This window comes from Bacteroides sp. AF39-11AC, assembly GCF_003474285.1.
In the GTDB taxonomy this organism is placed as follows: domain Bacteria; phylum Bacteroidota; class Bacteroidia; order Bacteroidales; family Bacteroidaceae; genus Bacteroides.
Genome location: NZ_QROH01000004.1, coordinates 377,861 through 402,264, shown reverse-complemented (window position 1 = coordinate 402,264; position 24,404 = coordinate 377,861). Strand labels below are relative to the sequence as shown.

Below are 24,404 nucleotides of genomic sequence, written 5' to 3'. Positions count from 1 at the left end.
ATTAACACTCCCTAATTAACACTCCTAACACATTAACCTGATTTAACCGCAAGTTCTCGTAAATTAACCGAAAAGTGTTTTTTAAGTTGCATTACGAGCATTATAACAAATAGGAGTCTCTTTGGTTTGCAAATTTAATAAAAAATTAATCATTCACATTCACATTTGCACATGTTCTTAATCAGTGTTAATAAAAAAGCCATTACCCCTCGTTCTGAGGGAGTAACGGCTTTAACAAATTATAAAAACAGACGAAGTGAAGTCTTTTATTCTTCAGCTTGCTTAGCTTCGAACTCCTTAACCAACTTATCTTGTACATCACTTGGAACAAGTTCGTAGCTGGCAAATTTCATGATAAATGAAGCACGTCCTCCAGTCAAAGAACTCAAGGCTGTGGAGTAGGATGCCATTTCTTTCAAAGGCACTTTAGCACTCAACTTTTCATAGCCGGCTTCACTACTCATACCCATAATCATGGCACGGCGTCCCTGCAAGTCACCCATCACATCACCCATTCTATCCGACGGAACAAATACTTCCACATCATAAATAGGTTCAAGGATCTTAGGACCTGCATTCTTAAATGCTTCACTGAATGCATTACGACCAGCCAGCATGAAGGAAATTTCATTGGAATCTACCGGATGCATCTTGCCGTCATACACAATGACACGTACATCACGAGCGTACGAACCGGTCAACGGACCTTGTTCCATACGGGACATGATACCTTTCAGGATAGCCGGCATGAAACGTGCATCAATAGAACCACCTACGATACTATTAATAAATACCAATTTACCGCCCCATTCCAATGGGATTTCTTCGGTACCTTTCACGTTCATCTTAAACTCCTGCGCACCAAACTTATAAGTATCAGGCAGCGGCATACCTTCGTAATAAGGTTCTACAATCAGATGCACCTCACCAAACTGGCCTGCACCACCCGATTGTTTCTTATGGCGATAGTCTGCACGAGCCGCCTTCGTAATGGTTTCACGATACGGAATTCTCGGTTCCTCATATTTGATTTGCAACTTTTCATTATTCTCCAAACGCCATTTCAACGTACGCAAGTGGAATTCACCCTGTCCGTGAACAATAGTCTGACGCAATTCCTTGGATTGCTCTATCACCCAAGTCGGATCTTCCTCGCGCATACGGTTCAATATGGCCATCATCTTTTCCGTATCGGCCTCATTCACGGGTTTGATAGCACGGGAATATTTTGAATTGGGATATTTGACAAAGTTGAAACGGTTTTCAGTACCCTTACCATTCAGAGTATTACCTGTATGCACATCTTTTAATTTCACAGTACAACCGATATCACCGGCCACCATTTCTTCCACCTTAATACGGTTGGCACCTGCACAAGCATAAATCTGGGCGATACGCTCTTTTGAACCACGGTCAGCATTCGTAAAGTCTTCACCTTCGTGCACTTTACCGCTCATAACCTTGAAGTACTGAACATCACCAATATGGGGTTCAACAGCGGTCTTAAAGAAATAAAGGGAAGTAGGTGCATTCGGATCTGGTTTCACAACTTCACCGCGTGTATTATGTACGGGAGGCATTTCGTCTACAAACGGAACCACATTGCCCAGGAATTCCATCAAACGGCGCACACCCATATCTTTACCGGCACAAACACAGAATACAGGGAACATGCCACGTGAAGCCAAACCTTTTCGAATGCCCTCACGCATTTCGTCTTCCGTCAGTGAATCCTGTTCAAAGAATTTCTCCATCAGGCTTTCATCGTGTTCTGCAGCAGCTTCCACTAATGCTTTGTGCAGTTCGGTTGCTTTTTCCATTTCCTCTGCAGGAACATCTTCAATGGTAGGTGCACCACCTTCGGGGCCCCACGAATATTTTTTCATCAAAAGTACATCAATCAACGAATTGAAGTTCGGCCCGGTAGCCAACGGATATTGAACGGGAACTACCTTCGAACCATAAGCAGACCTCAACTGCTCCAGTACCATATCATAATCACACTTCTCATGGTCAAGCTGATTCACCAAGAAAATCACCGGTTTACCTAACTTTTCTGTATATCGGAAATGATTTTGGGTACCCACCTCAGGACCATATTGGCCATTCAGAAGTAATATTGCAGTATCGGTAACATTGAGTGCTGTCATGGCAGCTCCAACAAAGTCATCACTTCCCGGACAGTCTATAATATTAAGTTTTTTGCCGTTCCACTCCACATGGAAAACGGTGGAAAACACAGAATAGCCATATTCTTGCTCCACCGGGAAGTAATCGCTGACTGTATTTTTGGCAGTAATTCTGCCGCGACGTTTTATAATACCACTCTCAAAGAGCAGCGCTTCTGTGAGAGTGGTTTTACCCGAGCCATCATTGCCAAGCAGGGCAATGTTCTTAATTTCATTCGTCTGATATACTTTCATGATATATAAGATTTAAAATGAATAACTCAGTATGCCTTCGCATACCCTTAACTTTTAGTGAGGCGCAAATTATGAATTTATCAAAAGAAAAGCAATAAATCGACAGTGTTACTAAACTATGTTATGTAACACATCACTACTAACAGAAAGATTTTCTTAACTTTACAGCAAAATCATTACCCCCCAAACTTACAATGAAAGAACTGCTATCATCTATTGTACTACTCATTCTCCTGTCATTTGCCGTATGTCAATCCGGAAGTTCATCTCACAAGCAACGACCACTTATCGGCCTATCTTGTTCACATCCCAGCGACTATTCGTCTGCACGAACAACTTATACCGAATCAGTCATACAAACCGGAGGCACTCCAATGCTTATACCAGTCACAACAGACAGTATAGTTCTGGCAGACATCATCAGTCGACTGGACGGGATTATTTTAATCGGAGGAGCGGATATACATCCTTCTTATTATAATGAAGAACCTATCGAGCAACTGGGAGAGGTAGATTCACTGCGTGATGTTTATGATATTTCCCTTATCCGCCTTGCAGCGCAACGTGGTGTACCCATGTTGGGAATCTGCCGAGGCGAGCAATTAATCAATGTAGCATTCGGTGGCACACTCTATCAGGATATTCCAGCCCAACATCCGGATACTACCGTGCGACATAATCAGAAAGAACCGAGTAGTGTACCCACTCATGCAGTCAACTTGCTTCCCGATTCTGAAATGGCACGGATAACAGGAGAGACACAACTATTTACCAATACCCACCATCATCAGGCCGTCAAGCAAGTGGCACCCGGTTTCCGAATTACGGCATGGGCTACGGACAGTATTCCCGAAGCCATTGAAAACATTGAAGGAAAACCTATCTGGGGAGTGCAATTCCACCCGGAAGCATTAACGGTAGCTGGTGATAGCATATCTGCCAGATTCTTCTATTTTCTGATTGATCAAGCAATCGCATTTCGGCAAAGCAAATAATAGTCTTATTCATTACTGAGTATATTCAACTCCCTGTCAAGTCCGTACCATCTCCGTATCTATACGCTTGGACTTGGTACGGACTTGACAGGGAGTTGGTAGGGAACAGGTCATACTCCGGTAATTCTTTAGTGATTTCTTATATACTATATATAGGTACGCGCGTGTATCACATATAATCCAACTTAATCACGATCACCCTTATATCCTGATCTTCCTTATCCGTAGCTATCTTTGCAATATGCCAGTCGGACGGGAAGAACAAGAAAAACTCACCGGGAACAGAGTCGATAAAGGTAGTTTTTTCCGGATCAAAATCATAGTGAATAACATCTTTCTTCTCACTATATTCGCAATTAGCCTTTGAAGACTCATGATCCAGCAATGCAAAACGTTCCGTTCCTTTCACCACATACTGCAAATCTATATGTTTCCGGTGTGATTCGGATGTCCGCTTCTCTAACGGTTCATTCTTACTATCTTCAACAGAAACCACAAGTGATGTTCCTTCTATCGGATGTTTTCCCTTCTCGATAGTAGTCAGGTCGTGCGACGCCAACCAGCGAAAAACCGCCTTCCATTGTTCCGGATTCGCTTCGTACTGCGCTTTGAATTCCGCTAAATTCGTAGAAGAATGGGGCTTCGCCTTCAAACCTTCACTCCAGAGTTTCGATTTTACCCATTTTTCAGGCGAGATACTTTTTACTTTCTTGCCACTTTGAGCAGAGACAGACAGACAAACCGCAAGCATACAGGCAGTTGCCAATAACCATTGTAAGTGTTTCATGTTAATGTTTTCTATAATTTCGTTTACTGACTACAAAGATATAAATTATAAACCGTATTAAATTGAAACATCTGTCTACCTATATTGAATTATTTGTGGAACATTAAATGATAAGTCATTCTTATCTTTGCAACAGAAATTAATTCGTAAACTAACAATAAACCATTCAAATCATGAGAAACATTTTCTGGAGTATGACATTAGTTGTTGCCTGTTTGTTTGGAACTGCTACAGCGCAAGCCCAAAAACAAGTAACCACCAACAATGCCATCGTGCCGGGTGAAGTATGGAACGACACCGACGGTAACCCCATCAATGCACATGGTGGCGGTATCCTCTACCATGAAGGAACGTACTATTGGTACGGTGAGTACAAAAAAGGTAAAACCATTCTGCCCGAATGGGCCACATGGGAGTGTTACCGCACGGATGTAACCGGCGTGAGCTGCTATTCATCCAAAGACCTGCTGAACTGGAAGTTCGAAGGCATCGTGCTTCCCGCAGTGAAGGACGACCAAGGCCACGACCTGCACACCAGCAAGGTACTGGAACGTCCGAAGGTGATTTATAACCCAAAAACCAAGAAATTCGTGATGTGGGCACACGTGGAAAGTGCCGACTACAGCAAAGCATGCGCCGGAGTAGCCATCAGTGACTCCCCTACCGGAGAATTCACCTATCTGGGCAGCTTCCGTCCCAACGGTGCCATGAGCCGCGACCAAACCGTATTCGTAGACGATGATGGCCGTGCCTACCACTTTTATTCGTCAGAAAACAATGCAACGCTGTACATCAGCGAGTTGACTGACGATTATCAAAGACCGAGCGGACGCTATACCCGTAACTTCGTCAAGGAAAGCCGCGAAGCTCCCGCCGTCTTCAAGCGTAACGGAAAATACTACATGCTCTCTTCCGGCTGTACCGGTTGGGATCCCAATCAGGCTGAACTGGCAGTAGCAGACTCCATTATGGGTGAATGGAAAACAATCGGCAACCCTTGTACCGGAACAGATGCCGACAAGACATTCTATGCTCAAAGCACTTACGTGCAGAAAGTTATGGGCAAGAAAGACATGTACATCGCCCTATTCGACCGCTGGAATAAGAAAGACCTGGAAAACTCACGTTATGTATGGCTTCCATTCTCCTTCGAAGGTGATAAAATCACCATTCCCTGGCGTGACAAATGGAACTTCGACAGCTTTGCCGACCAAGGCCGTTTTGAAGCCGGCAAAGGAACTTTCCTGCTGAACGGCAAGCCATTTGTAGTTAAAGCTGCCGAACTGCACTACCCCCGTATCCCGAAACCTTATTGGGACCAACGCATCAAGTTGTGCAAAGCACTGGGTATGAATACCGTCTGCCTCTATGTATTCTGGAACTCTCACGAACCGCAACCCGGCGTATATGACTTTACGGAGCAAAACGACCTGGCCGAGTTCTGCCGTCTGTGCCAGCAAAATGATATGTATGTCATCCTCCGCCCCGGACCGTATGTTTGTGCCGAGTGGGAAATGGGTGGTCTGCCGTGGTGGCTGCTTAAGAAAAAGGATGTACGTCTGCGCGAATCCGATCCTTACTTCATTGAACGTGTAGCTCTGTTCGAAGAAGCCGTAGCCAAGCAAGTGAAAGACCTGACGATTGCCAATGGCGGTCCCATCATCATGGTACAGGTAGAAAACGAATATGGATCTTACGGAGAAGATAAGGGTTATGTATCTCAAATCAGAGACATCGTACGTGCCAACTTCGGAAATGACATCGCCCTATTCCAATGCGACTGGGCCTCTAACTTCACCCTGAACGGACTCGACGATCTGATCTGGACCATGAACTTCGGTACAGGCGCCAACGTCGACCAGCAATTTGCCAAACTGAAACGACTTCGTCCCAACAGCCCGCTGATGTGTTCTGAATTCTGGAGCGGTTGGTTCGACAAATGGGGTGCCAACCACGAAACCCGTCCTGCCGCTGATATGATCAAAGGTATCGACGATATGTTATCGAGAGGCATTTCATTCAGCCTGTATATGACACATGGAGGTACGAACTGGGGACACTGGGCAGGCGCCAACTCTCCCGGCTTTGCACCCGACGTGACGTCTTACGATTACGATGCGCCTATCAGTGAATCCGGTCAGACAACTCCTAAGTATTGGGCGTTGAGAGAAGCCATGGCGAAATACATGAATGGTGAGAAACAGGCGAAAGTACCTGCACTGATCAAACCTATCAGCATCCCTGCTTTCAGATTCACAGAAATGGCACCATTGTTCGAGAACCTGCCCGCAGCAAAGAAGGATGAAAACATCCGCACCATGGAAGAATACAACCAGGGCTTCGGAAGCATCCTCTACCGCACTACCCTGCCTGAATTGAAGTCGCCCGCTACCCTCACAGTGAACGATGCGCACGACTATGCTCAGATATTCGTAGACGGGAAATACATCGGCAAACTCGACAGAAGAAACGGTGAAAAGCAATTGGTACTCCCTGCCTGCGTCAAAGGTTCCAGACTTGATATTCTGGTAGAGGCCATGGGTCGCATCAACTTCGGACGTGCCATCAAAGACTTCAAAGGAATCACGAAAAACGTAGAACTTTCTATGGACATCAACGGATATCCTTTCATTTGCGACCTGAAGAACTGGGAAGTTTTCAACATTGAAGATACCTATGAATTCTATCAGGGCATGAAGTTCCAGCCGATAGAGTCATTGACAGACCGTCTCGGACAACGTATTCCGGGTGTTTACCGTGCTAAATTCCAGGTGAAGAAACCGAGCGATACTTTCCTGAACTTCGAAACATGGGGCAAAGGACTGGTTTATGTGAACGGTTATGCATTAGGCCGTATCTGGGAGATCGGTCCTCAGCAGACTCTTTATGTACCGGGATGCTGGTTGAAGAAAGGTGAGAATGAAATCGTAGTTTTCGATATTGTAGGCCCTAAAGAAGCTAAGTCCGAAGGTTTAAGTGAACCGCTCCTTGACCAGCTGCTTGTACAGAAACCCTTGACACATCGCAATGAAGGCGAGAACTTGAACTTGTCAGGTGAAAAGCCTGTATTCATGGGAAGTTTCAAACCGGGTAACGGCTGGCAGGAAGTTAAATTCAACAAACCGGTTACCGGGCGCTATGTTTGCATTGAAGCATTAAACTCACAGGATGGAAAAGACCTGGCTTGCATTGCCGAAATGTATTTCTTGGACAAGGATGGTAGCCGTTTGTCCCGCGAGCCCTGGATTGTGAAGTATGCCGACAGTGAAGACGTAGCTCACGTCAACCGCTCTGCCGACAAGACTTTCGACCTTCAGGAATCCACCTATTGGAGCACAGAGAAAGGTAGTCCTTATCCGCATACGATTGTAATTGATCTGGGCGCCAGTCATGCATTGACAGGTTTCCAATGCTTGCCCCGAATGGAAAGCGAAGTGCCGGGAGGCATCAAGGATTTCAAGATTTATGTGAAGGGGGAAAACTTCAAATACTAATCTGATTTATACAGGTAATAAAGAACGGCTGTCATTTCATAACGACAGCCGCTCTTCTTTATATATTACTTAATCAACTTCTCCTTATTTAATGTCTGGTAGTTTACATACATTACAGATTTCAGTCATTATTTTATCTTCAAAAGTTCGACTAATTATCGTACTATTGTCGTTTCAGGTCCAAGATAAGAACGCTTCATTCCTCCCATATCTATCACAACCTTTTGGATAATCATACCCGGGTCAGAACATATCAATTTCAAAGTATGCTTGCCTGGTTTATCAATATTTAGGGTTACAGCATTTATTGTACTGTTACGATAAACATTTTCCCTCCACTCGCCAGAATATTCTTTTGCATTATTCGAAGCATATTTCAATAAACCATCATCTATCATTAAGCCAAAGCAAGTGCTGCGTTCCGAATTCACCGGAAAAACAGGTAACGCATACGTATAAACCGTTACTGAACCGGCATTAAAAGTATAAAAATCATATTCCACCTTGGCAGCTTTCTTGGAACGACGTGGATTTTGAACAGGTTTTGTAGCCTCTCCTAACTGTATGCACTGGTTCTCATAGCCCAATCCTTTTATAACTTTCATCTTTATATCTTCATTCTCCACTTTTCTATGGTACTTTCCCGGATTAATAGATACACAACCGTTATCTTCCACATACCATCCTCTCAACTCGCCCACTGTAGGATAAGCAGGATTGAAAACAGGTAAGTAAATCTTCTCCTGACGGTCGCCGGATATAACCTCTATTTCCCCTGTTACCCTTTCTCCTACCGGAACTTTCATCCAATCTACAGATACAATAATCCGTTCTTGCAGGAGAGTGGTTCCACTCTGCCTGCTGAGTTTGATCCAGGAATCTGAAACTTTAGCATTCCACGTAAACGATTGCTTTCCTACATTATACAATTCAATAAAAGATTCTTTCCGGGTATAAGGATTTATGCAAGGAAGTACATTCAATGTAGTCTTTCCCAAAGGAGAATCCTGTCCCGGAAGAAAGACACGCATTTCTGCTTTTTGAGGTACATCAATGGTCATCACCGGAGGCATTTTCTGATAAGTAGCAGTCCATCCAGGTGCCAAAGCCATCATATGGTTCCATTTACCATTAAGCAGCGAATTATATATACCGGTATAATAATCTATACTATCATGATAAGCCTTTGCCCTATCAGCCAAATAATTGGTTGCTGTACGTCCCTGACGTGCGTACCATCTGTTCTGGTGCGCAGTCAACATTTTCTTATTCATAAGTGCCGCTCCTTTCACAGGATAGAAAACCAGCTCATAAAAAGCAGCCTTATAAGATTCCGGCAACGTGTTCCATGTCTTTTCGCTCTTATCAGAAATACGGTCGTACTCTTGCATTCTGCCTTCTGCTTCATTATAATTTGCAAAAGAAAAATCTGTATCCGTCATTCTTTCCTGAGCATATTCATTATTCCATTCATATCCCCATCCCATTGCTTCCGGTTTGTGCTGAAAACCTAAATGATAATAACTGTTCATTATATCGTCAATATCTTCCCTATACTTTTCACCAAATACGGAAACCAGAAAGTCCACCTGATGATTGTTGATATTATCAAAATTGAATTTATCAATATCCCAAGCCATATCCAAAAATGTTTTCATACCCAATTCCCCCGGTTTGATGTCTCCTACATTCAATAACCAATAGCGTTTTGCTCCGGTATCATAAGCCTTGCGCATTTCTTCGAACATCAATGCCGGAGGAGTCGTATTCAACCATAAATAGTCATGTGGTTCGCCCAAATATGAAATATGATAATATACGCCCGATCCACCTTTACGGTTTCTTTCTTCCTTATTATTCAATCGTTTGATATAACCGAAATTATCATCCGGCCAAACCAACATAATGTCTTCCGGAAGCCTCAACCCTCTTTCATAAATGTCAAGTACTTCTTTATAGGGAACAAAAATCTGAGGAATAGAGTCAAGAGAAGAATCTATATGTTTCTTCAAAATATCTCTTTGGTCAGCAATGACCTCCTCTACCAAGCTGACTTCTTTATCTTTGGGAACACCTACGAGTCCGGCGTCATGAATACCACGCATAGCAATCGTATAAATGTTCTCATACGGAGCATTCTCTGATACCCGCCGATCGAGTATCTTATTGATTCCTCCTTTGTTAGTTATATAATTCCATTCTCCCATTGTTTTTTTATCCCACTCCGTTACATTATTAAAGAGTAACGGTTCGCAATGAGAAGAACTCATTATAATTCCATAACTATCAGCAACTAATTTGTTTTCAGGATACTTATTGAAAGCACCCGAAGAAGGATGCATCGCGGGTGCCAGCATATTACCTTTCATCCGGAGAATCAATTCACACACCTTAGCATAAGTTTTCGGTCCGATGTCACCCAGTTCTTTATCAAACGTCTTTCCGGCCCATGGAGTTATTCCCCAACCTTCATCATTAATAAAGATACCCCTGTACTGAACAGACGGGGCCTGAGAAACATAGTTTATGTTCTCAATATATAATTGAGACTTTCTTTTAGTTGGCACATCAGCCCACCAGTACAGAGGAGACACTCCTATAGCCTCTGACAGTGTGAATACGCCATAGGCTGTACCACGCCTGTCACATCCGGCAATGACAAGCACTTTTTTCACTCCTTTGGCAGGATCATCTATCGTTTTAACAACAAACTGTTCCCAACCACCACGAATAGCAGACACATCTAATTGTCCCTCTGCCACCAATCGGTCAATAAAAGCATTATGTCCCACTGTCCCCACAACAACGGCATACTCCGCAGAAACCTTTTTCGAAGAAACAGGTACTTTCTTATTAGTCACCCGCTTTATATCTTCAGCCAAAAGACAAGCTGTTTTTTCTACTACACCATAATCCCGGACATCATAATAAATCACTGCCTTATGGGAAGACACTAACGGAAAGGCTGTCATGCCTCCAGTTTCTTTAACAATAATCTGTCCCCAGCACATTACCGGAAGAAACATATACATGAATATTAACCAAAATCTCATCATAACATAAACTATATTTTAATTACTACTGATTGTGTGTCTGCAAATGCAGACACACAATGACTAAAAACAACATACCTTCTACCCCTAAATTTATCTACTTTATTCATATCCGGGGTTCTGTTCTAACACAGCTCCTCTGTTAGCTTCAATTTCCTTATAAGGTATTGGCCATAATTCATAATGTTTTTCCATCTCTTTGGCATAATAGGGATTACATTTCATCACGCGGTCGTAAAGTTTTCCCATTCTCATCAATGTTATTCTACGTCTTTCTTCTACGCCTAACTCTCTCATTCTCTCATCCAGAATATAATCCAATGTTACCTGAGATGCCGATATAGGTTTAGCATGAGCTCTATTGCGAATAACATTGATATCAGCCGCTGCCTTATCTGTATCATTTAAAGCCAGATAAGCCTCAGCACGCAACAAGTAAGTCTCGGCAAGCCTGAACATATATTGATCCGTGTATGTAGCACCGGCTCCACTGTTAAGCGCAAAAGTTTTGGAATTGGAATACAAACCATCTGGATGATTATACGGAGTAGTACACTTGGATTGATAAGCATAGAGCGGACGGGATGGAACCGTAACCCCTACCGGCGGATTCTGAGTGTCAATGGTGTCCCCGTAAAGTTTGGCATACTCTTTATTATGAACTGCAAACTTTCTCACAAAATTATGATTTGCGTTTCTCATGTCTCCATAGAAATCATCTTTCCATATTTCATCACTGAAATATCGGGTTGAAATGGCCCAACCAATGCCACGACCTCCGGTATAATCACCAATCGGCCAACTAAAAGGATTCATGCCATGTGCTTTCACGTCACGAACCATCGGAGCATGATGCCTTTCCAAAGTGTATGTCTGGTCTTTGGCCGTCAAGGAACCACTGCCGCCGGGAGTGTCAGTTTCAATCTGAATAACCCAGATTCCTTCTGTGTTTCCGGAACCTCTGTTCTGATTATTTTTTCGGAATAAATCCCAATATACATCTCCCGGAACTTCATTGGCTCTGGAACCAAAGCGATTGTACATCAATCCGGTAGCCGGATCATCGATGACTGTTGTAGCAGCATCCACCGCTTTCTGATATTGAGCTGTTGCCAGATAAAGTTCTGAAAGCAAATGACATGCAGCCGCATTAGAAACTTCTCCATCCTGCACACTGGACAAACTGGGTAAATGAGCAGCCGCAAACTCTACATCCGTAAGTGCCTGCTTCAACACCTCTTCTTTTGATGCCCTGACATAATCAAACTTGGGTTCAATGACTTCCGTCAATAAAAGAGGTACCCCACCATACAGATAGGCCAAGGTCCTGTATGCAAATCCTCTAAAGAAACGGGCTTTGGCTTCGGCAATCGTCTTTTGCTCTTCTGATACTTCAGAAACAGGCAGACGGTCGATAATAGTATTAGCAGTTGATATGGTATGATAAAGCAATGACCAGTGTACCGATGCAATATTACCAGTTGAATGATAAGCTGAAATCATATTGGAATGTCGCTCCGTACCGTTCGGTTCACCATCATAGACAATATCCGTGCCGTAAAGGTAATCCATCGGACGATTTTCATCCCTGCTATAAAATTCTCTTCTTATCAGGTAATAAAGATTATTTATTGAACAATCAATATCCTCTTGGGTAAGAAAAGAATTGGTTGCACTCATGAAATCCAAAGGCTCTTCATCCAAAAAAGAACTGCTGCACGAACCCAGCACTGCTGAAAGCAACAAGGTAATAGTATATATTTTTATTTTCATAATAAATCAGATTAATAAGTAAGACTAACACCAAAAGAAAAACTTCTCATTACCGGCCTGCCCGAATAAGTACTTCCGGCTTCCGGGTCCCAACCATGCCATTTTGTAAAAGTCAACAAGTTTTTCCCACTGAAAAACAGATCAATTTCACTCAAACCAACTTTGTTCGTAATAGACTTCGGAAAAGCATAAGACAATGAAACATCCTGCAAACGTACAAAACTCCGGTCTTCATATACCGTAGGAGTTATTTTCGGGGTACTTATGGAACGCGCATAGACTGCATCCGGATTGCGCGGTGACCAATAATCCCATGCGCTTATACGATTCCAACGCAGATTATTCTGATCTCTGACTAACGAAGAAGAGTTAGCTGCCAGATATCCATCTTTTCCTCCTTGAACAGAATTGATAAAGAAACTCAGCGTAAAATTCTTATACTCCAACGTATTCATAATACCAAATCGGTAAGCCGGATCTCCTTTACCTAAAATGACACGGTCTTCAGGGGTTATTTCTCCCTCTCCAGTCATATCTACAATACGATAATTGCCCGGATAGAAACCGGCAGGTATATCATCACCCAACTGATAAATGCCATCTACTACATACCCATATACCGCAGAAATGGGCTGGCCTATAAACAGATTACTGGATATGTTATCATCCTCTATGCCATCTCCATCATTATCTTCTCCTGTCAGAGTTACGATCTTATTGGAGTTTGTCGAAAAATTGAGTGAGGTAGTCCATTTAAAATCTGAAGTCTGTATATTCTTCGAAGTGAGAATAAATTCGAAACCCTTGTTTTTGATTTTTCCAAGATTAGAAGCAATCTTTGAAAATCCCGTAATATCGGGCAAAGCCACATCATACAACAAATCTTTCGTAGTTGTCGAATAATATTCAACGGAACCAGTGAGTCTCTGACCCAAAATTGTGAAATCAAGCCCTAAGTTTATCCCTGCTGTTTTTTCCCATTTCAGATTATTATTTCCCAAAGCTGAAATTTCCTGTCCGATTACAGGCTTTCCGCCATCACCAAAAATATATCTGATCTCAGAAGTTACTGTAGACAAAGATTTATATCTGCTGGTCTGATTTCCACTGATACCATATCCCCCGCGCAGTTTCAGATAATCAATCCAGGGTATTTTAAAGAAAGACTCTTCTGAAATCATCCACCCTAAAGCTATAGAAGGAAAAGTTGCATATTTATTATTCGCCGCAAATCCCGAAAAGCCATCTCTGCGCACTGTACCCGTTATCAAATACCGATCCATCAGACGATAACTGACTCTGGCCATCTGATAACAAAGAGCTTCTCTCCAGGCATCCGAATATACATAGCGCGTTGTTGCCTGTTCCAGACTATTATAGCCCAATGTCATGCGTGTAAATCCTTGTCCCAAAGCCTTTGTATAATCATATTTACGCTCTGAAGCCCCATATAATAATGTGGCATCAACATGATGTTCACCAAATGTAGCATTGTAAGCCAGAATATTGTCTATAGTATAATCATAGTAGCCGGTATGTTCCTTATAGGCCTCTCCTTGCAGATTATACCCATACTGGCTGGCTTGAAAATGATTGTCTACCCTATAGTTATTTCCAAAATTCAACCGATACACTAATCCTTTAAGAGGTAATTTCATTTCGGATGATATATTACCGAAAAAGTAATTATGACGTTCGTAATCATCAATATCCGATCCCATAAAAGGGTTGGTATCCAATGTATTAAAAGGATATGGCTTTATATTGCCATTTTCGTCATAAGGTTCAATCAATGGAGATTGGGTTATCAGATTCCACAAACCAGGCTCCGCACCATCCTGATTCACAAATGCACCAAAAGTCTGAATTCCTATTTTCCACCAGGGAGCTACTTCCGCATTCAGATTCAGACGAACGCTGTTTCTTTTAAAATCATCATTCACAATAAATCCACGCTGATCCGTATTGGAATACGAAAGCATATAATTGATGGATTTACTACCACCGGATATACTAAAACGGTTTTCAAATAAATGTCCGCTTTGTGTACCTTCATCCCACCAGCTATAATTATAAGGACTTACATTTCCATTTTCATCTCTCAATGGGGCATCCGGCAATTTAGACGCGAGATCAAAATCCGGATTAGGAGTCGTATAATCAGATCCAAGGAAAGCTTCTGTATAATAGAAGTCTCTGACATTGTCCAGATACTCTTCACGATTCATCGGACGATAATTGTGGGTCGGGTTAGAAAACGTATAACTACTGGAGAAGCTGATTTTCGGTTTCCCTTCCACACCTTTTTTAGTGGTAATCATAACTACTCCATTGGCTGCCTGTGCACCATATACAGCAGTAGAGCTTGCATCTTTCAGGATATCAATAGATTCAATGTCATCAGGATTTATTGAAGATAACGAACTTGTATAAATGATGCCGTCCAGAATGACCAGCACATCCTTGTTTCCTCCCAAAGTATTTGTACCACGGATAGACATCGACGGAGTACCTCCCGAATTGGTAACCTGTCCAATATTAAGCCCCGGAACATTCCCTTGCAAAGATTGCAAAACATTTGAATTGGGAGACCTTTTCAACGTTTTAATATCTGCACGTATAACGGCACCCGTCAAGTCAGCCTTACGTTGTGTTCCATATCCCACTACTACCACTTCATCCAATGCTTTCACATCTTCTATCAAACGTATATCGACAACCGTTCTATTTTTCACAGGCACTTCCTGAGTAATAAAACCTATATAAGAAACAACCAAAATATCATTAGGAGCAGCTTGAAGATGATAGTTGCCGTCTATATCTGTTATAGTCCCGGTATCCTTACCTTTCACCTTTACATTCACACCAATAATCGATTCACCGGATGTATCCGTGATTTGCCCTTTGATATTCAAATCTTGCGCAAAGCCGGACATAGAAAAAAATAAGAAAATCCAAATAAAAAAATGTTTCATAAATAATAGTGATTTAAAATTAACTACTTAAACTCATTCATTATGTTTCTCAATTAATGAAATTAAAAAGAATTGTAACTCTTATATGCTTCTCATAGGCAATCATTTTAAGGTTTCACATAGATGGAGAATTAGCTCTCCAAAAGATTTCACCGGACAAAAGTAAATTCAATTCAAGACTTCAGGCATCTGTATAATTCAGAATACCGCCGTTATTTTTTCAATGACAGAATTGTGGGCGACTTTTGGAAAGATTGCGACCATGATTGTGCTTATTAATGCCGATTTTTGTATTTGTTTGAGATTAAGTAGTAATTTTGAAGATGAAAATAGTAGAAAGATGAAACAGAGCAGCCCATTTAAGTTAATCTTATTACTCTCGTTAGTAGTTTACTCCATAGGAGGTTTCTGCCAGCAGATTCCGACTATTAATTTAGTCATGAAAGATGGACTATCCAGTAACTACGTAACAGATATTACCCAAGACAAATATGGCTTCACATGGTTTGCAACCAAATATGGACTTAATAGATTCGACGGAGATAAGTTCACTGTCTACCTAAAAGAACCCAATAAAGAATTGCTTAATAGCAACGATATTAATAAAATTGCTACAGACACTATTAATAATAAGGTATGGATTGCCAACAGATGGATGGGAGTGAACGTATTTGATTGTGCAACACAGCAATTTTCTTCTTTTTTGCATGATAAGAATGACCCGGAGACACTGATATCCAATGAAATAAAAGATATTCTGGTCACTTCTAACGGGAATGTATGGATCGCTACGAATCAAGGATTAGATTTATACAATCCCGACAATTCGCAGTTCATACATTATAATACATCGACCGTTCCTGATTTTCCCTCAAATGATATCATGACACTGGCTGAAGGCAGCAATGGTGATTTATACCTCGGACATACCTATAGCGGATTCACTATTTTCTCTCCGGATAACAACAGTTTTAAGAATTTCACTCATTCACCTCAAAACAAGAATTCACTTCCGGATAATACTATCCATTCTATATTCGTTGATACCAATTCTAAAATCTGGATTGCAACCAACAGCGGACTATCGCTTTTTGATCCCTTCAGAGAAACATTCCGTAATTTTAAAAATGTCAGTGGAATTCACTATACGATACAAGGAGCCGTATATAATGTCTATAGTACCAGTAATGGCCGAATATGGGTAGGTACAGTCTCTGATCTTTGTTATTTCGACTCCAAAGACACAGACCTGATTTTATCCGGGAAAAAGAATGTTAATCATATGTTTATTCAAGATATTTATTGGGGAATATCAAATCCAACCGTTTATTGTGTCTTTGAAGACTCCTTCAAAAACATTTGGATAGGTTCAAACGGCGGAGGAGCCAGCTTTATCAGCAGCACTTCATCCTTCTTCCATAGTTGGAGAATCAATAAGATACCGGGAGTCACTAATGGTCTCAATGACAAAGAAGTACTAACAATATGTGTTGCTGACAATGGCAATATATGGATGGGAACCGACGGGGGAGGTATCAATGTCAACATTGATGGTAAGAATTGTATGTTTTATTCCCATGATACAGGAGATATTTCATCAAATGCTTATCATTCTTCTCTAAAAGATTCTAACGGAGATTTATGGTTTGGAAATATGTATAATGAAATGGGGATCGATGTTTTTATAAGCAAAGAAGACAGGTTCATCCATTACACTCCGCAGGGAAACGGTTCGGTTATCTATTGTCTCTTTGAAGACAACCAGAGAAATGTGTGGATTGGCAGCAGTAACGGGTTGGAAATTTACAACCTGATAACTAAGAAAAAAAAATTTCTTAATAAAGATAACAGCCAACTATTGACTAATGAAATCAGAGCTGTTTCACAAGATAAAAACGGGAATATATGGATCGGCACTCTCAATAAAGGAATTAGTATATATAATCCGGAGAGTAAGACCATGAAACATATAAATGAACACACTATATTCGAGAATTGTGTAATCAATCAGATATTCAGGGATTCTAAAAACAGAATTTGGATTGCAACAACAGAAGGATTAGTCTTATTTCCCAATGAGCAGTCAGATACTTACCAATTATTTAATACCCAAAACGGATTAGCCTGTAATTTAGCCTGTTCCATTGAAGAAGATTCAGAAGGTAATATCTGGCTGAGCACCCATTCAGGTATCAGTTGTTTCATCGAGTCAGAGCAAAGATTTCTTAATTATGACCATAAGGACGGTACCCTATTTGGTACATATATGAACAACTCTGTTGGTAAGACTCAAGACGGAACTATTTATTTCGGCAGTATCAATGGCGTGTGCTACTTTAATCCCAAAGACAGACCTTCGAATATAATTCTTCCTCCGGTAATATTTACCGATTTCAAAGTCTATGGCAGAAACCCTCACGAAGATGCAATTGACACATCCATACCTATGACAAACGGAAAAATCATGCTTAACCATAATCAGAATATATTCAGCATAACGTTCAACGTCATGAACAAATCCCTGCAAGGTAAAGTTGAATATGCCTATGAACTGGAAGGATTGGAGGAAAACTGGATTAATATAGGAGGAGATAATCAAGTCACATTTCGCAATATTCCTTATCGTAACTATAAATTGCATATTAAGGCTCGTTATAAAAATCAGGAGTGGCAAACTAACTACTCAACACTGTTCATTAGCATCAATCCCCCGTTCTGGCTTAGTTGGTGGGCTAAATTGATATATATAGTAAGTATAGCCACCATTACATTCTTCATAATCAAATCTTATAAAAAACGATTGCAGTTACGTAGTTCTTTATCACTCGAAAAAGAAAAAGCCCAGAAACAGCAGGAATTAAATGAAGAACGATTGAGATTTTATACCAATATCACTCACGAACTGAAAACTCCATTAACGTTAATACTCGGACCACTTGAAGACTTGCAGTGCGATTCAAGAATTCAAGAAGAACACATGAAAAAGATTTCACTTATTCATAAAAGCACAATCCGCCTGCTAAGTCTGGTCACGCAAATATTGGAGTTCCGTAAAACAGAAACTCAAAATAAGAAATTGTGTGTAATTGAAGGAAACATTGCCGAAAAGATTCAGGAAATCGGTTTCAAATATAAAGAGCTGAACAGGAATGCCGATATCACGTTTGATATTATTATTGATACAAACAAGATACATATCTATTTTGATCAAGAAGTTATATCTATGATTGTTGATAATCTTTTGTCCAATGCATTCAAATATACCTATAAAGGAAATATCACGCTTGCTTTGCGGTCAGTAATAGCGAATGATATAGAATACACCGAAATTGAGATAGCTGACACAGGAATCGGAATCCCCCAAGAGGATATCTCACGTATATTCGAACGGTATTATCAAACTAATATAAGAAAAAACATACCCGGATTCGGTATAGGGCTCGCTTTAGTGAAGAATCTGGTAGATTTGCATGAGGGCACTATCTTGGTGGATAGTGAACCTAATGTAGGTTCTTCCTTCCGTGTCCGGTTAATAACCAATAACTCCTATCCCGATGCCATACATATTAATACTAATCTCAAAGTACCCTTAGATGAAGAGAAATCAAGCAAACCTATTGTTTTAGTTGTAGAAGACGAGAGAGACATCCGTGATTATATTGCTGAATCTCTGATGGGATTTTACGATGTTCTTGTTGCAGAGAATGGAGAACAAGGATGTCAGATTGCCTTCACAAGTATTCCCGATATAGTTATCAGTGATATCATGATGCCTGTGAAAGATGGAATCGAGTTATGTAAGGAAATTAAAAACAACATTGCAACCAGCCATATTCCTGTAATACTGTTGACAGCGAAAGACACATTGCAAGATAAAACAGAAGGGTATGATGCCGGTGCTGACTCGTATGTAACAAAACCATTTAGCGCATCTTTACTTAAAAGCAGGGTAGCCAATCTATTGGAGGGAAAGAAGAAAATAGCTTCTTTAATATCTTCAAGCACCCATCTTAAGCAATCTATCATCAAAGAGTCATTAAACAAAATAGACAATGAATTCATTGAAAAAATAACAAAAATCATAGAAGAGAACCTGATGGATGAAAAAATAGATGTACCCACAATAGCTCAAGAACTATCCATGAGTTACTCTTCTCTCTACAGGAAAGTAAAAGCCCTGACAGGAATGTCCACAGGAGAATTTATCCGCAAACTAAGACTTAGGAAAGCAGAGCAGTTATTGCTCTCAGGTAAGTACAACATTTCAGAAATTGCTCATCAGGTTGGCCTAAACTCCGTATCTTATTTCAGAGAATGTTTCAAAGAAGAATATGGAATGTCTCCATCAGAATATATAAAGCAGTTGAAATAAATAAGAATCTCCCCTAAGCTCATTTCTTAGGGGAGATTCCATCTTAAAACATTTGTAATTATTAATAAAGTATCACCTGATCCAGCACCACTCCTTCATCCAAAGCCGTAATAACCAGCTTATGAGAAGCCTGTTTATTGATCGGTAAAGTCACTTTCCGAATAGCCTGATTGCGCAATACATTCTCTTTCCATTCTTCACTGCGTCCTTTCGTCTCATAAGATACCGTTTGCGGAACGGCCTCATCTACAGAGATAGCGAAACGAAGCTGTTTTTCATCCAGTGGATGACTTGGCAATAGCCTGATCTCAACTTCAACAGAATCTTTTCCATAATCATCAAAAGCGAAGGTCAGAGAGGAACCTTTACGGATACCTGCCGCTTTTCTTTCATATCCTAAGCCCTCGTACGGAACAGGTTTCCCATATGTACATTCCATAGCATTCCATTTGCAGAGCATTTTCCGGTCTGTCATCATAGGCTCGGTGGCGCTAGTATGCTCTACACGTTTGAATACCGGCAACTTACGGGGGTGAAAATCCATCATACGGTTCCATTTGCCATTCTGCAATGAATTATACTGCTGCGTCAAGGATGCAATGCTGTCAAAAGCAGCATCACTTTGTTTCCAGTCAGCCTTAGAGTGACGGGCAAACTGGGCAGTCAGAATTTTTCGGTTCATTTGTGCGGCGGCCTGCACCGGATATTTCACAAGCTGGAAGTAAGCATCCTGCCTGTCCGCCGGAATGTTACTCTCTATCCTCTCGACAACATCAGACAAGACGGTATAAGATCTCAGACGCTCACTAATGGTTTGCTCGCTCCAAGGCAGGTCTTTAATCACCTTGTATTTCGGATCCCGCTCTTCTTCACGTGTATTTCCCATAAATTCGGGCTTACGGATGTAGGATAGTTGGTAATGTGCTTCCATGGCAGGCAACAGTTCCTCGGCACAATTACTTCCAAATTCCCGCTCCAACCAAGATTTCAGATGGGCAGTGACTCCTATTTCGTTCACTTCATCTATGTTCCACGCCATATCCAGGAAAAGTTCTATCTGATATTCTGCAGGCTTGATATCACCCACATTCAATACCCACATCTTTTGAATGCCACGGTCGTAAGCCAACTTCATTTGTTGATGAAGCAGATAAGGGCTGAAAGTTCCCAACCAAAGATAATCGTGAGGACGGCCCCAGTAAGATACATGGTAATAAATACCGTTGCCTCCCTTACGGGCACGCTCTTCCGCCGTCGGGAAGTGACGGATATACCCGTAATTATCATCACACCAGATCAACGTTACATCATCAGGCACCTGTAAGCCGGCATTATAAATATCCAACACCTCTTTATAAGGAATAAATGCTTGCGGAATAGTTGTAACATCTTTATTGACATACTTCTGCAAGAGTCCGCGCTGGTCTTTAAGCACACGTTCCAATACAGCCTTCTGTTCTGCTACGGTTTTGGCTCCCTGCATCTGTCCGTCGTGCACACCACGCATACCCAAAGTATAGATATTACCTTGTTGAGCAACCTCTTTCACCCGGTCTTCCCAGAATTTATAAACAGACGCACTATTATTCACATAGTCATAATCACCCTGACCACGACGGCGCCACTCACCGGCAGCGCTACACACCATCGGCTCACAATGCGATGAACCTATAAAAATACCATATTCTTCCGCAACTTTCCTGTTTCCTTCCGTCAGGAAGAAAGGCAAAGTACATTCGTGCATCGCAGGCCAATAGGTATTGGCACGTAAACGCAGTAACAGTTCAAAAATACGTGCATTCGTCTTCGGACCGATATGTCCTTTTACATCCGACGGTTCATACGTCTGACTACTCCAAGGCATCAATCCCCAGTCTTCGTCATTGATAAATATACCCCGATATTCCACAGAAGGAGATTGCAATGTCTGATACTCTGCCGGCAGCACAAAAGAAATCTTCTTCTCCGGTGTTACATCCGCCCACCATTCCCAGGGAGATACACCTATCAGGCGAGATAATTCCATGATACCATAAGCCGTACCATGCGAATCACTACCTGCCACCAGCAATTTTCCATCCGGCAGAACCTGCAAAAGAAAAGCCTGTTTCTTGCCTGCCAAAGCACTTACGTCCGCACTCACAGTTTTCAGCAACGGGCTTTTTCCAACCGTACCTACTATGATATTCCCTTGCCGGGCATCTACGGCGGCAGATGCAGAAAATACCGATTGATAATCACGTATGAACAGTTTCAATGCGGTTTGCACTACCTTCTCTTCCGCATTATCACAAGCCAACTTAATCGGTTGGTCGGAACGCAGACTAAACTGTGCACAACAAATCTGTGTCACCCAAAGAAAAACTAAACCTATAAATCCTTTCTTCATATATTTCAATTTATTTTTCAAAGCTATATTCTATACATTTCTTCAAAAACTGATTTTAATGCTCCCTCCATAAGGGTTAAAATCAAATATTATTTTATCGTCCTGCTCCCGGACAGACAGCTCTTTCCCATTCTGCAAAACTTTTATTCCACTCTTTCCTTTCTTATCAACCACCATTGTCAAAGGTTCGCCAAACAACTCCTGATTCAATGCCAAACGTGGGCTGACCATCCAATGGGATTTTTTCTTCGTCACATCCAGTTGGATATTATTCCGTTCCTTAACGTAGGCAGCCACTTCACGGAAAGTGCCCACCCATATATCATCTTCCTGCGCCTTCACCCGTTTGAAATGTTCCCACAATATATCCGGAGAAGTAAAAGCATCATAACCCACCGAAATACCATGAATCATCGTGACTCCCCAGTCGCCTGCAATGATAAGTTCCTTCACCCATTTATCCAGTGACTCAACTGTTGATTTTGATTTTTCACCACCTATAGCATATTGCTTCGTACGTGTACCTATTCTATCTTTTGAAGCAATCCGCAACACATCTTCATTATAAGAATTAAACGGATAACAGAAAGTCAGCGGTCTTTCACCTATTTCAGCCTGAAGAATACTATCATTCCGGTCAACTTCCACTTGCACTTCTTTCAGACTCATATTTTTCAGATTGGCATGCGACCAACTGTGACTGGATATTTCATGCCCTTTACAGGCCATTTCCTTCATTTGTACCCAAGTCATACGTGGCTTACCTTGCTGTTCCGCCACATTCCCTATCCCTTTTCCCCATATCCAGAAAGTACCCTTGAAACCTACTTTTTCCATTTCCGGGAAAACAAGCGTATAGTGTTCTTCCAGACCGTCATCGTAAGTATAGCTGATAGCACATTTCTTATTATCCTTATAATCGGCCACATACACTTCAGGATCATGCTGCCGTACATACGGTGCCAGTGCCGGAACAACCTTAGCAACAGCTTCCATAGCAATGCTAGCCACTACTTTTCCGCCATAAACATTCAGATGTGTATTGTCTATTTTCCCTTTCGGACAAAAATCATAAATCCCCGCAGGCACCCACATAAAGAGGCTTTTTGATTTTTCTACGCCCATACCTACCACCAGGTCATGCGTCAGTTTATTCAGATCGACAAAAGGCACGTCCATTTCTTCAGCTACCCGGCGGGGAGAATTCAGATACTCTCCATGCGTATCCACAAGCACATTTCCTTCCACCTCATAACTTCCTTTAGGCTCTGTCACTCCTTCGGGAGGAAAGTTTCTCCGTACAATGGAGTTAAACAGTACAGGATAAGCCCCCTTTTCTCGGGTTTCTCTTACGAAACGACGCAGGTTATCATCGAATGTAGTTCCCGGATCGGTATGCAGTTTTTCGGAAGCTTTCTCATCATTATGCCCGAACTGAATAAACACATAATCTCCCATTTTCAATTTGTCGAGCACAACATCCCAACGCCCTTCATTGATGAAACTCAATGAACTTCGCCCATTCATGGCATGATTGTCCACTACGACATCATCCGTCAGAAAACAGGGAAGCATCTGTCCCCAACCACGTTCCAGGTTACCATTCTTCAGGCTTTTGTTAGCCATGGTAGAATCGCCTATCATAAAGATGGTGATAACGTCTTTCTTTTCCGTTATAAAGGCTGAAAAGAGTAATATCGCACAGAGTGCAAACAGTAGTTTTATTTTCAGATTTTTCATACTAAGAAATTTTCAGTAAAAATAAGTAAGTTCGTAAATACGGCATATGGAACTACGTACAATTAGATGTATTATCGTACATAAAGGAGTACAATTTATTTATTTTGTTCTCTATTCTTTTTAGACTTTTCAAAAATAATAAATACTATCGACAGTCACAAAACTATTGTCACTTCCATAAACAGCCTTTGTTTTATCAGTCCACACAGGCATAATACCTGTCACTTCTATCAATAAGGTATAATTATCTTCCGGCATCTCCGGAGTCATGATGCGAATTGCCTTTTCCGGATATTTACTATAAAAATCCACTAAAGAAACATACACCGTATCCTTCTTTGCATCCAGCAAACTCACTCTTGCATATCCGCTATGAGGATTCGATTCCCCGATCACCGCAGTA

10 protein-coding genes and 1 pseudogene are annotated in these 24,404 nt (G+C 41.4%); 3 read left to right on the top strand and 8 right to left on the bottom strand.

Annotated elements, in window-relative coordinates; genetic code table 11:
* Positions 1-266: 266 nt before the first annotated feature.
* Positions 267-2,423, bottom strand: coding sequence for a translation factor GTPase family protein (locus DW036_RS09975; protein WP_118463794.1), 2,157 nt, complete (start codon positions 2,421-2,423; stop codon positions 267-269).
* Positions 2,424-2,617: 194 nt separating this feature from the next.
* Between DW036_RS09975 and DW036_RS09970 the strand changes: the two genes are divergently transcribed.
* Positions 2,618-3,418 carry a gamma-glutamyl-gamma-aminobutyrate hydrolase family protein gene (locus tag DW036_RS09970; RefSeq protein WP_118463791.1) on the top strand — a complete coding sequence of 267 codons (801 nt, stop codon included), beginning with the start codon at positions 2,618-2,620 and terminating at the stop codon, positions 3,416-3,418.
* 169 nt (positions 3,419-3,587) lie between these two features.
* Here DW036_RS09970 and DW036_RS09965 read toward each other — a convergent pair whose 3' ends face one another.
* Complete coding sequence (locus DW036_RS09965) at positions 3,588-4,205, bottom strand: YhcH/YjgK/YiaL family protein (protein WP_118463788.1); 618 nt, start codon at positions 4,203-4,205, stop codon at positions 3,588-3,590.
* 173 nt (positions 4,206-4,378) lie between these two features.
* Between DW036_RS09965 and DW036_RS09960 the strand changes: the two genes are divergently transcribed.
* Entirely contained in the window at positions 4,379-7,699 is a 3,321-nt protein-coding gene (locus DW036_RS09960; RefSeq protein WP_118463785.1) for a beta-galactosidase, read from the top strand.
* Between the two features lie 155 nt (positions 7,700-7,854).
* Here the strand turns inward: DW036_RS09960 and DW036_RS09955 are convergent, their stop codons facing one another.
* The 3 genes from DW036_RS09955 to DW036_RS09945 form a co-directional block, all read right to left on the bottom strand.
* On the bottom strand, positions 7,855-10,755 hold the full coding sequence (locus tag DW036_RS09955) for a glycosyl hydrolase 115 family protein (RefSeq protein ID WP_118463782.1): 2,901 nt from the start codon (positions 10,753-10,755) through the stop codon (positions 7,855-7,857).
* A 99-nt stretch (positions 10,756-10,854) separates the two neighbouring features.
* Positions 10,855-12,525 carry a RagB/SusD family nutrient uptake outer membrane protein gene (locus tag DW036_RS09950; protein ID WP_118463779.1) on the bottom strand — a complete coding sequence of 557 codons (1,671 nt, stop codon included), beginning with the start codon at positions 12,523-12,525 and terminating at the stop codon, positions 10,855-10,857.
* A gap of 11 nt (positions 12,526-12,536) precedes the next feature.
* Positions 12,537-15,500, bottom strand: a complete 2,964-nt coding sequence (locus tag DW036_RS09945; RefSeq protein ID WP_118463776.1) for a TonB-dependent receptor — start codon at positions 15,498-15,500, stop codon at positions 12,537-12,539.
* Positions 15,501-15,840: 340 nt separating this feature from the next.
* Between DW036_RS09945 and DW036_RS09940 the strand changes: the two genes are divergently transcribed.
* On the top strand, positions 15,841-19,872 hold the full coding sequence (locus DW036_RS09940; RefSeq protein WP_158585957.1) for a hybrid sensor histidine kinase/response regulator transcription factor: 4,032 nt from the start codon (positions 15,841-15,843) through the stop codon (positions 19,870-19,872).
* 61 nt (positions 19,873-19,933) lie between these two features.
* On the opposite strand, the gene DW036_RS09935 is transcribed toward DW036_RS09940, so the two are convergent.
* The 3 genes and pseudogenes from DW036_RS09935 to DW036_RS09925 form a co-directional block, all read right to left on the bottom strand.
* Positions 19,934-22,261 carry a glycosyl hydrolase 115 family protein gene (locus DW036_RS09935; protein ID WP_118463770.1) on the bottom strand — a complete coding sequence of 776 codons (2,328 nt, stop codon included), beginning with the start codon at positions 22,259-22,261 and terminating at the stop codon, positions 19,934-19,936.
* 42 nt (positions 22,262-22,303) lie between these two features.
* Positions 22,304-24,001 (bottom strand): polysaccharide deacetylase family protein, encoded by a 1,698-nt coding sequence (locus DW036_RS09930; protein WP_118463767.1) that lies wholly within the window; start codon positions 23,999-24,001, stop codon positions 22,304-22,306.
* A 129-nt stretch (positions 24,002-24,130) separates the two neighbouring features.
* A pseudogene (locus DW036_RS09925) lies at positions 24,131-24,400 on the bottom strand (glycosyl hydrolase family 43); the annotation flags it as partial.
* Positions 24,401-24,404: the final 4 nt, after the last annotated feature.

Bases quoted from the DNA above. Each gene is read 5' to 3' on its own strand.
- DW036_RS09955 (WP_118463782.1), bottom strand. From the start codon at position 10,755: ATGATGAGATTTTGGTTAATATTCATGTATATGTTTCTTCCGGTAATG.
- DW036_RS09930 (WP_118463767.1), bottom strand. From the start codon at position 24,001: ATGAAAAATCTGAAAATAAAACTACTGTTTGCACTCTGTGCGATATTA.
- DW036_RS09950 (WP_118463779.1), bottom strand. From the start codon at position 12,525: ATGAAAATAAAAATATATACTATTACCTTGTTGCTTTCAGCAGTGCTG.
- DW036_RS09935 (WP_118463770.1), bottom strand. From the start codon at position 22,261: ATGAAGAAAGGATTTATAGGTTTAGTTTTTCTTTGGGTGACACAGATT.
- DW036_RS09970 (WP_118463791.1), top strand. From the start codon at position 2,618: ATGAAAGAACTGCTATCATCTATTGTACTACTCATTCTCCTGTCATTT.
- DW036_RS09945 (WP_118463776.1), bottom strand. From the start codon at position 15,500: ATGAAACATTTTTTTATTTGGATTTTCTTATTTTTTTCTATGTCCGGC.
- DW036_RS09975 (WP_118463794.1), bottom strand. From the start codon at position 2,423: ATGAAAGTATATCAGACGAATGAAATTAAGAACATTGCCCTGCTTGGC.
- DW036_RS09960 (WP_118463785.1), top strand. From the start codon at position 4,379: ATGAGAAACATTTTCTGGAGTATGACATTAGTTGTTGCCTGTTTGTTT.
- DW036_RS09965 (WP_118463788.1), bottom strand. From the start codon at position 4,205: ATGAAACACTTACAATGGTTATTGGCAACTGCCTGTATGCTTGCGGTT.
- DW036_RS09940 (WP_158585957.1), top strand. From the start codon at position 15,841: ATGAAACAGAGCAGCCCATTTAAGTTAATCTTATTACTCTCGTTAGTA.